The organism is Azospirillum sp. A23 (assembly GCF_042938965.1).
Classification (GTDB): Bacteria; Pseudomonadota; Alphaproteobacteria; order Azospirillales; family Azospirillaceae; genus Azospirillum; species Azospirillum melinis.
On record NZ_CP170672.1, the window covers coordinates 244,146 to 259,036 of the forward strand.

The 14,891-nt window shown below is 63.1% G+C and carries 13 protein-coding genes; 8 read left to right on the forward strand and 5 right to left on the reverse strand.

Annotated features, from left to right (window positions below; genetic code table 11):
- The first annotated feature begins 216 nt into the window (after positions 1-216).
- On the forward strand, positions 217-1,911 hold the full coding sequence (locus tag ABNQ40_RS36055) for a methyl-accepting chemotaxis protein (protein ID WP_377806503.1): 1,695 nt from the start codon (positions 217-219) through the stop codon (positions 1,909-1,911).
- A gap of 105 nt (positions 1,912-2,016) precedes the next feature.
- Positions 2,017-2,235, forward strand: a complete 219-nt coding sequence (locus ABNQ40_RS36060) for a hypothetical protein (RefSeq protein WP_377806502.1) — start codon at positions 2,017-2,019, stop codon at positions 2,233-2,235.
- Between the two features lie 175 nt (positions 2,236-2,410).
- On the opposite strand, the gene ABNQ40_RS36065 is transcribed toward ABNQ40_RS36060, so the two are convergent.
- The 3 genes from ABNQ40_RS36065 to ABNQ40_RS36075 are packed head-to-tail and all read right to left on the reverse strand — an operon-like array spanning position 2,411 to position 5,581.
- Positions 2,411-3,382, reverse strand: coding sequence for an ExeA family protein (locus ABNQ40_RS36065; protein ID WP_377806501.1), 972 nt, complete (start codon positions 3,380-3,382; stop codon positions 2,411-2,413).
- Entirely contained in the window at positions 3,376-5,010 is a 1,635-nt protein-coding gene (locus tag ABNQ40_RS36070; protein ID WP_377806739.1) for an IS481 family transposase, read from the reverse strand. Before ABNQ40_RS36070 ends, ABNQ40_RS36065 begins: the two co-directional genes overlap by 7 nt.
- A gap of 10 nt (positions 5,011-5,020) precedes the next feature.
- Positions 5,021-5,581, reverse strand: a complete 561-nt coding sequence (locus ABNQ40_RS36075; protein ID WP_377806500.1) for a recombinase family protein — start codon at positions 5,579-5,581, stop codon at positions 5,021-5,023.
- A 411-nt stretch (positions 5,582-5,992) separates the two neighbouring features.
- Here ABNQ40_RS36075 and ABNQ40_RS36080 point away from each other — a divergent pair, with 411 nt between their 5' ends.
- The 3 genes from ABNQ40_RS36080 (at position 5,993) to ABNQ40_RS36090 (ending at position 9,587) form a co-directional block, all read left to right on the forward strand.
- Positions 5,993-7,483, forward strand: coding sequence for a PAS domain S-box protein (locus ABNQ40_RS36080; RefSeq protein WP_377806499.1), 1,491 nt, complete (start codon positions 5,993-5,995; stop codon positions 7,481-7,483).
- Between the two features lie 68 nt (positions 7,484-7,551).
- The gene (locus tag ABNQ40_RS36085) at positions 7,552-8,349 is read left to right on the forward strand and encodes an alpha/beta fold hydrolase (RefSeq protein ID WP_377806498.1); all 798 of its coding nucleotides are present in this window, start codon (positions 7,552-7,554) and stop codon (positions 8,347-8,349) included.
- On the forward strand, positions 8,328-9,587 hold the full coding sequence (locus ABNQ40_RS36090) for an ATP-binding protein (RefSeq protein WP_377806497.1): 1,260 nt from the start codon (positions 8,328-8,330) through the stop codon (positions 9,585-9,587). Before ABNQ40_RS36085 ends, ABNQ40_RS36090 begins: the two co-directional genes overlap by 22 nt.
- A 313-nt stretch (positions 9,588-9,900) precedes the next feature.
- Here the strand turns inward: ABNQ40_RS36090 and ABNQ40_RS36095 are convergent, their stop codons facing one another.
- A complete protein-coding gene (locus ABNQ40_RS36095; RefSeq protein WP_377806496.1) occupies positions 9,901-10,869 on the reverse strand; it encodes an IS5 family transposase in 969 nt (322 codons plus the stop codon).
- Positions 10,870-10,954: 85 nt separating this feature from the next.
- The gene (locus tag ABNQ40_RS36100; protein ID WP_377806495.1) at positions 10,955-11,353 is read right to left on the reverse strand and encodes a hypothetical protein; all 399 of its coding nucleotides are present in this window, start codon (positions 11,351-11,353) and stop codon (positions 10,955-10,957) included.
- A 371-nt stretch (positions 11,354-11,724) separates the two neighbouring features.
- Here ABNQ40_RS36100 and ABNQ40_RS36105 point away from each other — a divergent pair, with 371 nt between their 5' ends.
- From ABNQ40_RS36105 to ABNQ40_RS36115, 3 genes are all read left to right on the forward strand, one after another.
- Positions 11,725-13,002: an ABC transporter substrate-binding protein gene (locus ABNQ40_RS36105; protein ID WP_377806494.1), complete on the forward strand. Its 1,278-nt coding sequence runs from the start codon at positions 11,725-11,727 to the stop codon at positions 13,000-13,002.
- A gap of 78 nt (positions 13,003-13,080) precedes the next feature.
- Positions 13,081-14,028, forward strand: coding sequence for a carbohydrate ABC transporter permease (locus ABNQ40_RS36110; protein WP_377806493.1), 948 nt, complete (start codon positions 13,081-13,083; stop codon positions 14,026-14,028).
- Positions 14,025-14,891: a carbohydrate ABC transporter permease gene (locus tag ABNQ40_RS36115; protein WP_377806492.1), complete on the forward strand. Its 867-nt coding sequence runs from the start codon at positions 14,025-14,027 to the stop codon at positions 14,889-14,891. Before ABNQ40_RS36110 ends, ABNQ40_RS36115 begins: the two co-directional genes overlap by 4 nt.

Here is a 14,891-nt window from a genome sequence, read left to right on the forward strand (position 1 = left end):
ATTCTCTTGTAGTGGAATGATTTCTACCGTGACTTCTTATGTATGTCATAGGTAACGACTATAAAAAATTCCTATTTTGCTTTAATTTGTCCAAATTCGTAGGGACAAAACACGTAAAATCGTGTATCAATGCATTGTGTCTTCCGAAAGCCTCGATGACCCACCGGCCGCCACACTGCCGCCCGTGTCACGCCACCCATGTGTAGGGGATCCAAAATGAACATGTTGGACAGAGCATCAATTCGAATGAAGATCCTACTTTTGCAGAGCCTTGCCCTCGTACTACTTGTCATGCTCTGTGGGTTCTCTTTCTTTGAACTTTTAAAGCTGAACGCAGGGGCGAAAGACGTCCGTGAGAACGCGCTGCCATCCATTCAAGCACTTTCGGATATACATGAATCTATCCTGACGTATCGGGTTCAGGAGGCATATCACATCATCAGCGATACGGAGGAGAACCAGAAAAAGGCAGAGCTACGGCTATCTGACGCACTGAAGGATTTTGACGGAGCGAATGAGCGCTACCGCAAACTGGTCGAAGACGACGACCGCGAGAAAGCGCTATACGGCGAATTTCTTGCCATTTGGCGGAACTTCCAGACGATCAGCGCCGAAAAACTGCTTCCGCTGTCCCGCCGGAACCAGAACGACGCAGCGCTGGGTATCCTGCAGACTGAATCCCGCGAGGCCCTGCTCAAGACGGAAAGCGCGATCAAAACCCTGATCACCTATAATGCCGACCAAGCCAAGATAGCGGCGCGCGAGGGGGAAGCCGTCTATGACGAGGCGCTCGTCGGCACCGTGACCGCCATCGTGCTGGCGCTGGCGCTCTGCATCCTCGGCGGCTGGCTGGCGGTGAAAACCATCTCCAGTCCGATTTCGCGGCTGACCGGAACGATGCTCCTCCTGTCACAGCGCAATTATGCCGCCGCGGTCGATGGTGGCTCGCGCGGCGACGAGATTGGCGCGATGGCCCGTGCCGTCCAGGTCTTCAAGGACGGGCTGATCGAATCAGACCGGCTCGCCGCCGCCCAGGCAGAGGAACAGGCCGCCAAGGAAAAGCGCACCGAGACGGTCGACCGGCTGGTCGCCCGGTTCGAGCAGGACGCCGCCCAGGCCCTGCGCATGGTGGCCGCCGCCGCCACCGAACTGGACAGCACAGCCCAGGCGATGGAGGCGACGGCCCAGCGCACCAGCTCCCAGGCGGCGACCGCCGCCGCCGCCGCCGAACAGACCAGCGCCAACGTGCAGACGGTGGCGAGCGCAACGGAGGAAATGGCGGTCTCGGTCCGCGAGATCGCCGGCATGGTCACGCGTTCGACGGAAGTGGCCGGGCGGGCGGTCACCCAGGCCGAACGCACCAACGAGACGGTGCGCGGGCTGGCCGACACCGCCCAGCGCATCGGCGCGGTGGTGCAACTCATCACCAACATCGCCGGCCAGACCAATCTGCTGGCGTTGAACGCCACCATCGAGGCCGCCCGCGCCGGCGAGGCCGGCAAGGGCTTCGCCGTCGTCGCCAGCGAGGTGAAGAGCCTGGCCAACCAGACGGCGAAGGCGACGGAGGACATCGCCGCCCAGATCGCGGCGATCCAGGACGCGACCGGGGAGGCTGTCGGCGCCATCGCCGGTATCGGCGAAACCATCGGATCGATCAACGAGATCTCGGCCTCGATCGCCGCCGCGGTCGAGGAGCAGGGGGCGGCCACCGGCGAGATCGCCCGCAATGTCCAGCAGGCCGCGACCGGAACGCAGCAGGTGTCCGGCATCGTCGGCACCGTAACCCTGGCGACCGGCGAGACCGGCGCCGCGGCACGGCAGGTGCTGGGGTCGGCCGGCAGCCTGTCGCAGCAGGCCGAAACCCTGCGGGTGAACGTCGACCGTTTCCTGTCGTCGATCAAGGCGGCCTGACGGCTCTGGGCCTCGGACAAAGGCCCCGCGGGCAAAGGCGCTGGGCGCCCCCCCAGCCGTCTGTCCAATCCGAAGGCGGTGGCCCATTCAACCGGGATGACGGACATGGACGCTGAAGAAACCCGTTTCCCGAAGATCGGCCCGGCTTGTCGCGGTGCCTCCGGCAGGATCATCCGAACCTTCGACTGGTCCCGTACGCCTCTCGGGCCGGAGAAGGACTGGGCGGCGCCCCTGCGCGTCGTCGTGGATCTGGTGTCGGACTCCCCTCTGGCGAAGGCCGTCCTGTGGGGATCCGACCTCGTCCTGATTTACAACGATGCCTAGCTGTAGCGGCCCGAGATCATCGACGGTCGGACCCGAGATTCCGAGCGATTCCGGGACCGGATTGGCTGAGACGGGAAGCGGGCTCCGGCCCACATTCGGTGAGATGTGGCCCACAGTGTTTGAGACGGACCCGAGATCATGAGCGACGGCCCACACTCTGTGAGACAAGACCCTATCAGAGCGGGAGTCCGGCCGCCTGCATCTGCTGGGTCAGTTCCTGCGCTCTGGCGCCCCCCAGCTCACCGCACAGGAACTGTCGGATCTCCGCCGGCTTGACGCTGAACTGGTCGGCCAGGGAGCGCACACTGTAGCCGTGACGGGTCAGACGCGGCTCAAGGTCGTCGAGCTGACGCGACAGAATGCTTTCCACCACCTGGACCGTGACCGGACGACCACCGATCCGGAGTGCTTCCTCGAACGCGAGGGTCAGGTGCTGCTCGATCTGGAGCGGAGTCTTCAGGCGGCTGGCCAACAACTCCACAGCCGCCGTCTCGATCAGCTCGCCGATGTCGATGCCCTCACCGGCACAGCGTTCGAGGAGCCAACGGATGTAGGCGAGCTGGTTGCCCGCCATGCCGTCGAACTCGAACACCACCGAGCGGTAGCCGATCTCCTCCATGGTCGGCCGCCGGAGGTCGTTCCGGAGCTTGGGATGGCCCGCCAGCACGACGGAGAGCATGCCGCTGCCATCGGCCACCACCTCCATCAACCGCTTCAGGCCGATCAGCGTCTTGCCGTGCAGGTCGTGTGCTTCGTCCACGAACAAGGCCACCGGCTTGCGGCCGCGACGCACAAGCTGTTGCAACTCGCGCTCCCGCTTCTCGCCCAGGGTCGGGATCTTTGGATCCTTGTCCGGGGAAAGGTCGTGGAACAGCGCGGTGATGAGGGTCGGGATGGTGGTGCGGTCCTTGTCCACCGATAGGCTCTTCGACACGGTGACGCGCCCCTCGCGGGTCAGCTCGTCCTGAATGCGGCGGAGCAGTACGGTCTTGCCGCTGCCGACGACGCCAGCGACCGCTACCAGTCGGCCGACCAGGATGGATGCCTTCACATCCTTGATGAGTTGGCGGTGATGATCGGTTTCGTAATAGCCGGCCATCAGCAGGTCCCGCTCCAGCCTGAAATGCTCCATGACCTCCGTCAGCATGCCCCGCCCCCTCCCGTCCGCTGCCTGAAGTACGCCCGCACCCTCGTCAGCACCTCGTCCTTGGCTAGGGTCTCCCGCACCAGCGTGTCGATCCAGGCCCGGTCCTCGACCGGCAGCTTCGCCAACGCCAAGCCGACCTCACCGGCGATCGCCCGCTTGGCCGCGATGATGTCGAAAAAGGCCAGGGTGCGGTAGGGGTCCGGGTCGGCGAACGCCACCTTGGCGGCCGGTGCCGTAACGGGCGGTGGCAGGGGCAAGGTGCCGCCATCCAGGGCCGCGCGCGGCAGGCCGATGCGCTCCGCCAGTTCGGCCACCCGGTCGGCCCGTTCCTCGGATCTGGTCTTCTGGTGCTTGCGGTATTTGTGCAGCGGGATGGGGCCGCCGACCGGGCCGTAGGGTCCATACCGCCGGTCGCCGTGCTCGACGTAGAGTTCCTGGTCGAATAGTCCCCACCAGAGCACCACGTCCTCGCCGGCCAGGTCCGGATCGACCTCATAGGCCACGCCCTCCACGGTGATGCGGGTGTCGATGCCGACCTTGCGCCGTTCCGGTTCCCGCGCGAAGGCGCAGAACCGATCCCAAGCACACATCTCGCGATAGCCCTTCTCCGGCAGGTGCCGCACCCAGTCCTCGATGCGGCTGTGCGGCCCGGACCGGTGATCCTGGGCGTTGTAGCGGACGAGAAAGCGGCGCAGCCACAGGTTCGCCTCCGCCTCGTCCTGCGGTTCGTGGAAATGGTAGAGCGTCTCATGGACTTCCTTGACGGTACGGAACGGTCGCTCGACCTTGCCCTTCGAGCGGGCGGTGGTACGCCGGCCGTCGCTTCCCGCCGGCAGGTGGGTCATCACCTTGACGCCCAGGCAGGCCATGACGTTCTGGAACACGCGCGAGCGGGTGACTGGGCCGTTGTCCATGTAGATCGCCTCGGGGATGCCCTGGAACGGCATGTCCTCCTCGGGCTTGGCCGCCATGGCGTTGTAGAGGAAGCGCAGGGCCGACTCCGCGTCCTCGCCGTATACGCACCGGTACTCCTGGTACACGACGCCGCTGCGGTCATCAGCAATGCTGAACAGCATCAGGGTCGGTGCTCCACGGCCGGGCTCGATCCAGAGCGGCTGCTTGACGTGCTTCAGGTCCGATGGACTCATGTCGAACTGCCACAGTTCGTTCGACCGGCGCGCCTGGAAGCGGACCGCCGCCGGCGCGCGGGTCACCCTGGCATAATCCAGTCCCCAGGCGCGCAGATACCGGTTCACCGTGGTCTTATGCAGCGTGCCCGGCGCCGGCTGCACCAGCCCCTCCGGGGCCTCGACCCCATGCTCCTCCATCAACCGGATTGCCTGCACCGTTGAAAGATGGCGGCCCTTCCTGTTGGTTGTCCGCAGCTTCAGGGCGGCGACGATCTCGCAGTAACGCTCCATCTCCGCGGCAGGAATCTTCCGCGGTTTGCCCCGGTCGGCCCGGCGAAGAGCCTTGGGCCGAAGGGATTGCTGAAGGGCGCGGTAGAGGGTAGCGCGGGACATGCCGTAGAGTTCCCTGACCGACCGCAGGATCTCGGCACGGTCTGGATGACGGGATGGCAGCGTGTCCAGCCGGCGGCGCAGATGCACCAGCGCTTCGGCCGGAATCCGCCGCCCGTCACTCACCGGCCATCTCCTCAATGTAGGCGTAGAGTGTCGGCTTGGAGATGCCCATGAGCCGGCAGATCTCCATCACCGTATGCTTGCGTTCCTGGTAGAGCTGGACGGCGAGCCGGCGTTTGTCGGGGTCCAGCACCTTGCGGCGCCCGCCCAACCGGCCGCGGGCCCGGGCCGCGCTAAGCCCGGCCTGGGTGCGTTTCCGCACGAGGTTGCGCTCGAATTCGGCGAGGGCTCCGAACATATGGAATACCAGCCGTCCGCCACTCGACCCGGTGTCGATGGCATCGTGCAAGCTACGCAGCCCGACGCCGGCGGCATCGAGCCGTTCGGCCAGCTCGATGAGGTCCTTCAGGGACCGCCCCAACCGGTCGAGCCGCCAGACGACCAGCGTGTCGCCCCGGCGTACCACGTCAAGCGCGGCGGCAAGACCAGGGCGGTCCGTCCTGGCACCGCTGCGGCGATCCTCGAAGATCCTCTCGCACCCGGCCCCGCCAAGTGCATCCCGCTGAAGGTGCAGGTTCTGGTCGTCGGTCGATACCCGTGCGTAGCCGATCAACATGGGCTAAGCCCCCCGGTTGGGCAGGAAACCCGTGGTCCGCACTCAATACCAGACGATGAATGACTGACCGGATTCCTTCACCACATCGGTGGCGGCGCGACGAGGTGTTCACGATGACGCAGGCGGGGTAAAGCAAACGGCCGTTTGTCTGCCCTCACCTGCAGCAGGGAAGCGGAGTTGTCCAGGTTACAGTCGGGAAATCGCCTCCATGACAGCGAATACTCGTGTGTTCATTTTGAATATCTCAATGAGGTAGACCTTTAGCGAGCAGACCTTCTGGATAGAACATATACCGCTTCTGTCAACATCCTTTCTAGATACATTTTCCAGAAAGATTTATCTGGACAAGGAAGTGAATCTCATAAAAATACAACTGAGAATACGAAGAGGTTTGACAAGGAAGGATCAGCAATGATCATACTCGGCTTGACGAAACATTATGAGATAAAAGCAAAAATTAACACTTTTGAGAGATTCCAAGCGGTAATTGAACTCGACCTTAATGGCAACATTATAACAGCCAATGAGAAATTCTTAAGAGCGTTCGGCTACACGCTCCCGGAGCTCCAGGGCAAGCACCACAGCATATTTGTCGATGAAACAGAAAAGGTTAGCGGCGAAGACCGACGCTTCTGGGAGGCCCTGAACCGCGGCGAAGACCAGACGGCAGAGTACCTGAGATTTGGCAAAGGCGGCCGGAAGGTTTGGATTCAGGCAATCTACAATCTAATCCTCGGGCGGGCCGGACACCTTCTCAAAATTGTCGGATTCGCCACCGACATCACCCAGCAGAAACTGAAGACGGCGGATCACCAAGGCCACATGGATGCCGTTCATAAGTCTCAGGCGGTCATTCAGTTCAAAATGGACGGCACCATCGTTGAGGCAAACGAAAATTTCTTGCGTGTCTTCGGCTATGATCTCCCCGAAATCCAGGGCCGGCATCATCGCATGTTCGTGGAGCCGGCATTCCGGGACACCGCGGATTACTGCCGCTTCTGGGAGGCGCTGAAACGGGGCGAGTTCCAGGCCGCCGAGTACAAGCGTCTGGGCAAAGGCGGCCGGGAGGTCTGGATCCAGGCGACTTACAATCCGGTTCTCGATCCCGTCGGAAAGCCGTTGAAGATCGTCAAGCTTGCTACGGACATTACCCCGCAGGTCCAGGAGCGCTTGCGCCGTGCTGCTCTTCAAAAAGAGGTCGACATCAGCCTCGGCGAGGTCATCGGTGCCGTCTTGACGGCGAACGAACAGGCCACCGGCGTCGCTGGTGCGTCGGCCCTGATCTCATCAAACGTCCAGGCAGCAGCAATCGGTGCGGAGGAATTGGCCGCATCCATCGGCGAGATCGGGCGCCGCATGTCCGACGCCGCGCTGGTCACCGAACAGGCGGTGGAACAGGCCAACCATACCAACGCCATCATGACGAGTCTCGCCGAGACGGCCAATCGGATCGGCAGCGTAGTAAGCCTGATCCAGCAGATCGCCAGCCAGACCAATCTCCTGGCGCTCAACGCCACGATCGAAGCGGCGCGGGCCGGTGAGGCCGGCAAGGGCTTCTCGGTGGTCGCGTCCGAGGTCAAGAACCTCGCAACCCAGACGGCCAAGGCTACGGATGACATATCCGAGCAGATCTCCGGCGTTCAGGCGGCGACTGCCGAAGTGGTCGAAGCCATCAACGGCATTTCCGGCATTATCGCACAAATCAACGACATTTCGATCGCCATCGCCTCGGCCGTGGAGGAGCAGGACGCAATGACTCGCGAAATGGCGGCCAACATGAATGGTGCCGCGCAGGGCGTCGGCAACGTCAGCGCCGGCATGAGCACGATCACTTCAGCCATACGCGTCGTGAACGATGCCACCGTCAAGGTGAGAAGAATGTCTCAATCCTTGGTGCAGTAGCACGGACCGCCCGTATTCCGGCGACCTTGAGAGCATTCACTCCGGTAAAGATTCAAGGAAAAGCGCGGATGTTCATAGTAGCACGGAACAACGTCAAAATTTCGGGCCAGGGGACGCGGACGATCATGTTCGCTCATGGTTTCGGCTGCAACCAACATATGTGGCGTTTCGTGACACCGGCTTTCGAAGACCACTACCGCATCGTAACCTTTGACCATGTCGGCGCCGGGAGATCGGATCTCTCAGCCTATGACTATGCCAAATATGCGTCACTCGATGGTTATGCCTCGGATGTGGTCGAGATCGCCCGCGAATTCGACGTGAAGAATGGCGTCTTCGTCGGCCATTCGGTCAGCGCGATGATCGGCGTGCTGGCTGTGGCTCGCGATCCCATCCTCTTCTCGAGGCTCATGCTGATCGGCCCCTCACCGTGCTATATTGACGATGGCGACTATGTCGGCGGTTTCTCGAAAGCGCAGATTAATGATCTGCTGGATTTTCTCGGCAGCAACCACATGGGCTGGTCGCGGACGATGGCACCGGGCATCATGGGCAACCCGGACAAACCCGCACTCGGCGAAGAACTGGCCAACAGTTTCTGCCGGACGGATCCCGAGATCGCCAAGCATTTCGCGCGGACAACCTTCCTCTCCGACAACCGCAAGGATCTCGGGGGCGTGGTCATTCCGTCCCTGATCCTGCAATGTTCCGAGGACATCATCGCGCCGGAAGCCGTTGGCCGCTATGTCCATACGCACTTGGCCAACAGCACGCTGGTGCTGATGTCCGCGACCGGGCACTGTCCCAATCTCAGCGCGCCACATGAGACGATCGACGCCATCGAATGCTTTCTGGCCTGTTCATGATGGGCGCGCAGGGAGAAGAAGAACTGTGGGACCTGTTCGAGAACGCTCCTTGCGGATACATCTCGGTTGACGCGTGCGGTCGTATCCTGCTGACCAACCGGACCCTCACCGATTGGCTGGGCATCGGAGCGGGCGAAGCTGCCGGCCGGCGGTTCATTGATTATCTGTCCGTTCCCAGCAAGATTTTCTTCCAGACCCATTTCGATCCGCTCATCCGCATGCAGGAGTCCTTCAACGAGGTCGCTCTGGACATGATCACCGCAAAGGGAACGGAGCTGCCGGTTCTGGTCAATGCCGTTGTGCGCCGGAATGGGAGTGGCGATCTCGCCTGCATCCGCATCACCATATTTAACGCCACCGAACGACGGTGCCACGAGAGGGAACTGCTTGTGGCGCATGCCGAGGCGCGGCAAGCAATCGGAGAATTGAAGGCATTGAACGCGACCCTTGAATCGCGGGTTGCTACAGCGGCCCAGGAGCGGACGGCGGCAGAGGCTGCACTCGGCTATGCAATGAAGATGGAGGCATTCGGCCACCTCGCCGGAGGCATCGTGCATGACTTCAAAAACATGCTGACTGTCGTCATCAGCGGCTTATCGGTCCTCCAACATCGAATCGTCAAGCAAGACCTTCGGGACGTTGATAAACTGGTTGCCGCTACCATGGACGGTGCGAACCGTGCCGCCAAGCTTACCCAGCGGCTTCTCGCCCTCTCCCGGCAGCAGCCGTCGCCCGAGTCCCTCGATGTCAATGGCCTCATCACATGCGTGCTCGAACTGGTCGGCTCAGTCCTGAACGGCCGCATCGACATCCAAGCCACATTGGCCGATCGGATCGGAACGGTTATGGTCGATGCGAGCCAGTTCGAGAGCGCGCTTCTTAATCTGATCGTCAACGCCCGCGATGCCATGCCCGATGGAGGGAAGATCAGTGTCATCACCTCCGAGATCGACATCCAGGAAGGCCTATACCCTGGTGTCAAGCAGGGTTGCTATGTGTCCGTCGCCGTCGCGGATACCGGGGTTGGAATGCCCCCCGATGTCGTTGCCCGAGCCTTCGATCCGTTCTTCACCACCAAAGACGTGGGAAAAGGCACCGGTCTTGGACTGAGCCAAGTCTTTGGCTTCGCGAAACAATCAGGCGGCCATGTTGAGATTGCTTCCAAGTCACAGCATGGCGCAACGATCACGATCCTGTTGCCGGTGTCCGCGAAGGGATCTATACGGGAAATCGACTGATGGTTGAAGTCGTCAACGTTGCATAATATATTTTATGCTTATCTTGAAGCATCACAAGAAAATAATGTTTTCAGTCTTAAAAAATATCTGTGCATTTTGACCGGACCGTAGTCTCACAGAGTGTGGGCCACATCTCACCGAATATGGGCCAGAGCCCGCTTCCCGTCTCAGCCAATCCGGTCCCGGAATCGCGCAGAATCTCGGGTCCGACCGCCGATGATCTCGGGCCGCTACACCTACCGCCGGATTGCCGCCGGACGACGTTGGTGCAGAACTCGGCGCGTTGATGGACTCCGCCCTGGAAAGTTGTCGTTCAGGCGACCTTGCGGGAGGCCGGCATGCCGAGGCTGGTCATCATGTTCATGACCTTGCAGCCGACCGCTTCCTCGATTTTCTGGGCAGGCAGAGTTCGGGCGCGGAGGCTGCGCCCGATCAAGGTCTTGTACCGCAACATCGCCACCTCGACCAACGCTCTCCTGCCGTATTGCACGGCTCGCTGCCAGCCCAGCCGACCACGCTCCGTGATCGTCCGGATGTGGCGGTCGCGCCGGGTGGGTGCTCTCTCGGCGGTGTCGCTCACCACCGCGGTCGCGCGCGGCGGGATGATCACCTCGGCGTCCGGCGCACGCTCGGCGACAGCACGGTAGACGGGCTCGCCGTCGTAGGCGCCGTCCGCCAGGACCGCGCCGATCGGGATCGGGATCTGGTCGAGCAACGGACCGACCAGCGAGGCGTCTCCCTCCTCGTTGCCCGTCAACGCCGAGGCAAGGATTTCGCCGGTGGCGGGATCAACGGCCAGGTGCAGCTTGCGCCAGCATCGGCGCGCAGTGCCGCCGTGCTTTTCCAGGTGCCACTCGCCCCGGCCGAACACCTTCAGCCCGGTGGAATCGATGACCACGGTGACCGGCCCGTCCGTCCTGGCCAGGGTGCTTGCCATCTCCAGATCGGCGCTGCGCCGGGAAAACGTCGTGTGATCCGAGACCGGCAGGTCCAGGCCGAGCAGGCGCATGAGCGCGCCCAGCAAACCCTCGGTCTGCCGCCATGGCCGACCGAACGCCAGCCGCAGCATCAGCCCGGTCTCGATGGCGAGGTCGGAGTAGCGCGCGGGCCAGCCACCCCGTCTCGTGGCGGGTGGCGTCCACGCGTCGATCGCCTCCGGCGTCACCCAGATCGTCAGGTCGCCCCGCTGGCGCAGTGCCGCATCGTAGGCCGCCCAGTTCTCCACACGGTACCGGGCCTTCGGGATCTTGTGGCGGCGCGGCTCATTGGTCTTGTGGGGCATCGAGGTCTCGGCTTCAGCGGGCCGCTTCTATATCCGCTCGCCCTCCAGACCACCAGCCCGCCCTTTTTGCACCAACGTCCAGACTCTAGGCTATTGGTTTTCCGTGCGATTCACGTTTTAAGCGATTCCTCTTGAACCGATCATGCTCTAGGCTGAGCACAGCGGCGGCGATGGCGATCTCGGTGGCCTGCACTCGGTCGGTATGGAACTGCAGGGTCGGTCCGAAGACCTGCTTCCAGCATCCGATCTGTCCCTCGACCTTTGCCCTCTGATTGTAGCCGCTGCTCCGCTGCCAAGCCATGCGCTCGGTCTCGGCGACCACCTGAATGCGGTGGTCGCGTTGCGTGGGCACGGTCGAGGCGGTGTCGCTGAGCACGGCGTCCACCCGAGGCGGCGCGGCCACAGCCGCTTCGGGATGGCGCTCGTGCATGGTGGCGTAGACGGCGCTCCGGTCGTAGGCGCCATCGCCGGTGAGTGCTACCACCGGGCCGGTGACCTAGTCGAGCAACGGGCCGCCATCAACGTCGCGGTCGGTCAGCGTGGCGGCGGCGATCCGCGCCGCTCGCCGCCTCCATGCCAACATGCAACCTCTTCCAGGAGCGCTGCTCCCTGGTGCCGTGCTTTTCGATCAGCCACTCGCCCGGCCCCCGCAGCTTCAGTCTGGTGCCGAACAACAACCGCAGCCGGCCGATTGCTGCCCGGCCTGGAAAAATGCGGCCATATCATGCGTTCCGCATCCTGATAAAATGTTTTACTAAATCGGTTGAGTTGTCTATAGTGTGGGTATCGGACTTTCTTTATGCCCAGCGAGAACCAAACGGAAAGGGCCGACAAGAACGAATTTGGAGGAAACCGATGAAGTTGGCGATGATGGCGACGGTGGCACTTCTTTGCCTGGGTACGGTCGCCGAAGCGAAGACGACGGTCAATGTCTGGTTCCATGCTGGCCGCGGTGGCGAACGCCAGGTTCTGGAAGACCAGATTGCCCGCTTCAACGCCGAACGCCCGGATGTCGAGATCAAAGCGGTCCAGTTGCCGGAAGGGAGCTACAACGACCAGATCAGCGCTGCGGCGATGAGCGGCGCCCTGCCCGACCTGCTGGACTTCGACGGCCCGCTGCTGGCGAATTATGTCTGGTCGGGATATGTCCGGCCGCTGGACGATCTGCTGCCGAAGGACATTTTCGACGATCTGCTGCCCTCGCTGAAGGCGCAAGGGACCTATCCGGTCGACGGCAAGCTGTACGGGATCGGCACCTTCGACAGCGGGCTGGCGCTGTGGGCGAACCGTCCGCTCCTGGAAAAGGCGGGCATCCGCATCCCAACCCTCCCGGAAGACGCCTGGACGCTGGCGGAGTTCGAGGATGCAATGGAGCGGCTGTCCAAGCTGGATGGCATCAAATGGCCGCTCGATGCCAAACTCAGCTACGGCAACGGCGAATGGTTCACCTACGGCTTCTCGCCCATCCTCCAGTCCTTCGGTGGCGACCTGATCGACCGCAAGAGCTGGAAGGCCGCGGGAACCCTGGATGGCGACGCCTCCGTCCGCGGGCTCCAGACCCTGCAGGGCTGGATCAGGCGCGGCTGGGTGACGCCCGCATCGGCCGGCGACACCAGCTTCTACGGCGACAAAACGGCGGCCATGGCGCTGGTCGGCCACTGGGCCTACCCCAACCATGACAAGGGTCTGGGCGAGAACGCCATCCTGATCCCGATGCCGAAGTTCGGCGGCCGGCAGGTGACCGGCCTCGGCTCCTGGAACTGGGGCATCTCGGCCGACAGCAAGCACCCGACCGAGACGGCGGCCTTTCTCGCCTTCCTGATGCGGCCCGAAGAGGTGGTCCGCATCTCCAACGCCAATGGCGCCGTTCCCGGCCGCAAGGCCGCGATCCCGCTTTCCAGCCTCTACAAGGAGGGCGGCAGGCTGAACCTGTATTACAGGCAATTGCTGACCATCGGCGTCTCCCGCCCCTTCCACCCGGCCTATCCGCTGATCACCCGCGCCTTTGCCGACGCCGTCAGCAATGTCGCATCCGGTGCCGACGTGAAGACCGAACTGCGCAAGGCGGCTGCCCGGATCGACCGCGGGATCGCCGAGAATGGCGGGTATCCGCCTTTCGGCGGCAAGAAGTAGGCGCCGTCTTGCCCATGAGGCACCGCCCCCCCTCGACCGTCCGGCCCTGCCCGGCGCGCTGTTGAAAGAGTTGGCGACGTGACTGATACCTCAATCGCACCTCCGGCGACCGGCCTGCCGCGGCGGGCGGTCGCAACGCGACCGAAGAAGGGCCGTGCGGTCGCGCTCATGCTGGCGCCGGCGCTGATTCTGCTGGCGCTGTTCCTGATCGTTCCCTTCGCCCTGTCGATCGGGCTGTCCTTCACCAACCACAATCTGCTCAACCGCCGGACCGTCACCCTGCTTGTCGGGCTGGACAATTACCTGTCGATCCTGGGCGACGAACGGTTCTGGCATGCCGCCTGGAACACCACGCGCTTCGCCCTGGTGGTGGTGCCGGTGCAGACCGTGCTGGCGCTGCTGCTGGCGGTGCTGGTCAATGCCGGCCTGCCCGGCCGCAACCTGTTCCGCGGACTCTATTTCCTGCCGACGGTGCTGTCCATGGCGGTGGTCAGCGTGGTGTGGGCCGGGCTGCTGCGGGCGCCGCAAGGCGTGCTCAACGCCCTGGTCGGCATCCTGTCGAACGGCGCGCTCGGCCCCTATGACTGGCTCGGCGACGAGGCTTTCGCCCTGCCCACGATCATGGTGCTCTCGATCTGGCAAGGCGTCGGCTTCCAGATGGTGATCTATCTGGCAGGCCTGCAATCGATCAACGCCGAACTCTACGAGGCGGCGCGCATCGACGGGGCCAACCGCTTCCAGCAATTCCTGCACATCACCCTGCCCAGCCTGCGCAATACCCACATCTTCGTCGTGCTGGCGACCACTGTCCTGGCCTTCAAGCTGTTCGGACAAGTCGACGTGCTGACCCAGGGCGGACCGCTGGACAGCACGAACACGCTGGTCCGCTACATCTTCACCGCCGGCTTCCGCGAACACCGCGTCGGCTATGCCTCGGCGGCGTCGGTGATCTTCTTTCTGCTGGTGCTGGCCATCGCGCTCGTACAGCGCGCCCTGGTGCGCGAAGACCGGGAGATCGGATCATGACCATGCCACGCCCTCCCTCCTTGCGGCTGCTGTCGCCGGCCGCGATGCTGACCTACACGGCGATGCTGGCGGCGGCGGCGATCATGCTGGGTCCGCTGGTGGTGATGCTGGTCACCAGCCTGAAGGCAGACGACGTGCAGATCGTCAGCGATCTCGGCAGCGCCCGCGCCTTCGTGCCCGGTCCGGTCAGCCTCGACAAGTACCGGGCGGTCCTGGCCGACCGGCAGATGCCCTTTCTGCGCTTCCTGCTCAACACCGTGGTGGTGGTGGTCTGCATCGTCGGCTTCGGCATCATCGTCAACTCGATGGCGGCCTATTGCCTGGCGCGGCGGCGGTTCCGCGGCCGCGACATGCTGCTGGCGGTCGTCATCGCGCTCATCATCGTCCCGGTCGAAAGCCTGGCCGTTCCCCTGCTGATGATGGTGAATGCCTTGGGATGGACGGAAAGCTACCACGTCCAGATCGTACCCTTCATCGCCCATCCCTTCTCGATCTTCCTGTTCTACCAGTATTTCGCGAAGCTTCCGAAGGATCTGGACGAGGCGGCGGCCATGGACGGCGCCTCCACCTGGCGGATCTACTGGTCGATCATCATGCCGCTGAGCGCACCGGTGATCGCGACGGTCGCCATCCTCCAGGGGCTGGAGTTCTGGAGCGCCTATCTGTGGCCGTTGATGGTCACCCGCGGGCCGGAGTTCCGCCCGCTGTCCGTCGCCGTGGCCCAGTTCTTCGGGCAGGAGCCGAGGCAGTGGGGTGAGGCGATGGCCTTCGCCAGCATGGCCTCCCTGCCCGTCGTCACCGCCTATCTCGTCTTTCAGCGCTGGTTCATCCAGAGCGTCGTCGGCGCCGCCGTCAAAGGATAA

What these genes read in the sequence shown, in the direction of transcription:
- ABNQ40_RS36115 (WP_377806492.1), top strand. Translation starts at nt 14,025, where the DNA reads ATGACCATGCCACGCCCTCCCTCCTTGCGGCTGCTGTCGCCGGCCGCG.
- ABNQ40_RS36055 (WP_377806503.1), top strand. Translation starts at nt 217, where the DNA reads ATGAACATGTTGGACAGAGCATCAATTCGAATGAAGATCCTACTTTTG.
- ABNQ40_RS36090 (WP_377806497.1), top strand. Translation starts at nt 8,328, where the DNA reads ATGCTTTCTGGCCTGTTCATGATGGGCGCGCAGGGAGAAGAAGAACTG.
- ABNQ40_RS36080 (WP_377806499.1), top strand. Translation starts at nt 5,993, where the DNA reads ATGATCATACTCGGCTTGACGAAACATTATGAGATAAAAGCAAAAATT.
- ABNQ40_RS36085 (WP_377806498.1), top strand. Translation starts at nt 7,552, where the DNA reads ATGTTCATAGTAGCACGGAACAACGTCAAAATTTCGGGCCAGGGGACG.
- ABNQ40_RS36075 (WP_377806500.1), bottom strand. Translation starts at nt 5,581, where the DNA reads ATGTTGATCGGCTACGCACGGGTATCGACCGACGACCAGAACCTGCAC.
- ABNQ40_RS36095 (WP_377806496.1), bottom strand. Translation starts at nt 10,869, where the DNA reads ATGCCCCACAAGACCAATGAGCCGCGCCGCCACAAGATCCCGAAGGCC.
- ABNQ40_RS36060 (WP_377806502.1), top strand. Translation starts at nt 2,017, where the DNA reads ATGGACGCTGAAGAAACCCGTTTCCCGAAGATCGGCCCGGCTTGTCGC.
- ABNQ40_RS36065 (WP_377806501.1), bottom strand. Translation starts at nt 3,382, where the DNA reads ATGCTGACGGAGGTCATGGAGCATTTCAGGCTGGAGCGGGACCTGCTG.
- ABNQ40_RS36105 (WP_377806494.1), top strand. Translation starts at nt 11,725, where the DNA reads ATGAAGTTGGCGATGATGGCGACGGTGGCACTTCTTTGCCTGGGTACG.